3 protein-coding genes and 1 pseudogene are annotated in these 2696 nt (G+C 70.1%); all 4 read left to right on the top strand.

The annotated features are described in order from the left end of the window. Positions 1-119 precede the first annotated feature (119 nt). Positions 120-230, top strand: a pseudogene (locus AB0A94_RS38585) (transposase); the annotation flags it as partial. A gap of 144 nt (positions 231-374) precedes the next feature. Beyond that, positions 375-1109 carry a maleylpyruvate isomerase family mycothiol-dependent enzyme gene (locus AB0A94_RS38580; RefSeq protein ID WP_361751696.1) on the top strand — a complete coding sequence of 245 codons (735 nt, stop codon included), beginning with the start codon at positions 375-377 and terminating at the stop codon, positions 1107-1109. Positions 1110-1430: 321 nt separating this feature from the next. Beyond that, positions 1431-1754, top strand: coding sequence for a hypothetical protein (locus AB0A94_RS38575; RefSeq protein WP_361751694.1), 324 nt, complete (start codon positions 1431-1433; stop codon positions 1752-1754). Beyond that, positions 1702-1923, top strand: a complete 222-nt coding sequence (locus tag AB0A94_RS38570; protein ID WP_361751692.1) for a hypothetical protein — start codon at positions 1702-1704, stop codon at positions 1921-1923. Before AB0A94_RS38575 ends, AB0A94_RS38570 begins: the two co-directional genes overlap by 53 nt. Positions 1924-2696 lie beyond the last annotated feature (773 nt).

Here is a 2696-nt window from a genome sequence, read left to right as displayed (position 1 = left end):
TCCTCCGGATACGGAGACTTGCGTCCCACCTGGACATCCCTCCCTGGACCATCAAGATCCATTGTCAGGGTGTCCACTCCAAAGGATCAGCCTCAATCAACGGGCTGACCCTGGAACACAACTCAGGTGCTGTCGAGGGTGCCGTGACGCGCATCAAGGCCCTCAAACGCCAGTGCTACGGGCGAGCCAACTTCGACCTCTTCAGACTTCGGATACTGCTCACGCCTTGACCACGTCACGTGATCGTCGCCAGAGCCGAAAAACTTGATCGTCGACACGGCGGGGCGTGACATGCCGGACGCGCGATCGGTGCGGTGCAGAACGGCACAGGCTGGGAACAGGTGAGGCGACGCGTCGTCACCGATCGGAGACCCATGCCACACGATGAAGGACACGACAGCCCAGCCTCGATCCTGCCTCTGCTGCACACCTCGGCCGACCGGCTGTTCGCGACCGCGGCGGCACTGTCGGACGAGGAGGTGCGGGCGCCTTCCCTGTTGCCCGGTTGGACTCGCGCCCATGTACTGACGCACCTGGCCCGCAGTGCCGACTCCCGCTACCGGTTGCTCGTCTCCGCCCGCTCGGACGCCGACCTTCCGCAGTACGCCGACGACGACCAGCGCCAGCGGGAGATCGAGGACGGTGCCGACCGGCCCGCCGCCGTCCTCCTCGACGACCTGGACAGCTCGCTGCACCGCTTCCTGACCGCGGTCGGTGAGCACCCCGACGATGCCTGGGAGGTGCCGGTGCACTGGCTCGGCGGCGGCCTGCGCCCGGTGCGCGGCGCAGTCGGGAGCATGCTGCGCGAGGTGGAGGTGCACCACACCGACTTGGCGACCGGTCACGGCCCGGCGGACTGGCCCGCGTTCTTCGTAGCCCGCGAGCTGGAGACGACCGTGACGAAGCTGCGCGAGAATCCCGTCGCCCCGCCCATGGCCCTGTGCGCCAACGAGGATCTGGGCCTGCAGGTCGTCGGCGACGGGTCGGGGCCGCAGGTGACGGGGTCGGCGGCGGAGCTGCTGGGCTGGCTCACCGGGCGGACCGACGGCAGGGCTCTGTCCGTCCGACCGCCCGGCCCCCTGCCCACGCCGCCGCCCTGGCGGAGCTGACCGGCCGCGCGGCCCGGACGCCATACTCCCGCACCCTGGTGACCACCGGCACCGGATACGGTACCGCCCTGGCCTGCCGGCGCCTGGACGACGAACTCGTGACGAGCGTGGACGTCGACCCCTACCTGGTCCAGGCCGCGACCGACCGGCTGGCCGGCATCGGCCTGCATCCGCGCACCGCCGTCTGTGACATCACCGACACGCTGCCCGCCGACGTCGACCGCATCGTGTCCACCGTCTCCGTCCGCCCCGTCCCCGCATCGTGGCTGGACGCGCTGCGCCCCCGGGGGCCGGCTGGTCACCACCATCACCGGCACCGCGATGGCCCTCGTCGCCGACAAAACACCGGACGGCGGCGCCCGCGGCTTCATCTCCTGCGACCATGCCGCGTTCATGCGCGTCCGCCATGGCGACGACCACGACGACACCTCACCGGCCGCCCAGGTGTGGCAGGCCGCGCACGAGGACGGGGAGAGGTCCGTCAGCCGCTACCCGCTCACCTACGTCCCCGACTCCTGGACCGTGCACGCCACCCTGGAGCTGGAGGTTCCCGGCATCGAACACCGCAGCGAGCGGCGGACGCACCGTGTGGATGGCCCACCACGACGGCTCCTGGGCCCCCGCCCGCGCCGAGAACCCTCGTGATCTGCCGACGGTCCACCAGGGTGGTCCCCGCCGCCTGTGGGATCTGCTCACCGACGTTCTGGACCGCCTCATCACCGGTGGGGAGCTGCCGGTGACCGGGGCCCGCGTCACGATCACCCCCGACGGGCAGACCACCCTCAGCCGCGGCCGGTGGTCGGCCACCCTCTGAGGTGTACGAGACACCATCTCACCTTCTTGCCTGTGACAGGTGTACGACCGCGGCCGCTGCATCCGCTGGAATCTTTTGTGCGGCCCGACAGCGGGCTTTCTTTCTCTCCTTTCTGCGGGGGCGGGTCAGCCAGGGGCGGGAAGAACCTCGCGGGGTGCCCATGGAAGCGGCGTCAATGCAGACCCGCACGCCGCGTCATGGACGGTCCTTGCAGGAAGGAGTGACGTCCTTGGACAACCGGGCATGCCGGTCAGGCCCCTGTGTCACAGTGAGCGACGAGAGCGAATGGGCAACAAGGGGGGGGGCGGGCTGTCGTGCGACGTGACCGAGGGCTTCCGGTGCTGCGGGAGAAGGAGCTGGTGGCTGCCGGGGTGGACGTCGGGCCGCTGCGGCGGATCACCGTGGTGCTGGGGCGTGCGGGCGGCGGGAAATGGCATGTTCCCGCTGAGGCGTCAAGGTGGCGGAGTCATTGCCGGTATGCGGAGCGCCTGACGGGTAGTCCGCTCGCTTTGCTGGATGTCTGTGAGCAGGTGTGCCGTCACTGTGCCTCTGTGGTGGGGGTGGAACCGGGCGAGGAGGCGCTGTGGCGGGCAGCGGCCGACGTTGTGGCGGCTGATGTGCGGGTGCGCAGGCTGGAGGAGCAGGAGGCGGGCCCGCGGTCCTGGGAGGGCTATGCGCGGCGTTGTCACGTTGGTGGGGTGTTGATCGGTTGAGGGCGTGTCAGGGCGTAGAGGGGGCGGGCGGGGTTTGGATTACGCTGCGGTGGGCGGGGC

Source organism: Streptomyces sp. NPDC044984 (assembly GCF_040646935.1).
Lineage (GTDB): Bacteria > Actinomycetota > Actinomycetes > Streptomycetales > Streptomycetaceae > Streptomyces.
The sequence above is the reverse complement of the archived record's forward strand: the minus strand, read 5'-3'. Positions and strand labels throughout refer to the sequence as shown.

What these genes read in the sequence shown, in the direction of transcription:
- AB0A94_RS38580 (WP_361751696.1), top strand. Translation starts at nt 375, where the DNA reads ATGCCACACGATGAAGGACACGACAGCCCAGCCTCGATCCTGCCTCTG.
- AB0A94_RS38575 (WP_361751694.1), top strand. Translation starts at nt 1,431, where the DNA reads ATGGCCCTCGTCGCCGACAAAACACCGGACGGCGGCGCCCGCGGCTTC.
- AB0A94_RS38570 (WP_361751692.1), top strand. Translation starts at nt 1,702, where the DNA reads ATGGCCCACCACGACGGCTCCTGGGCCCCCGCCCGCGCCGAGAACCCT.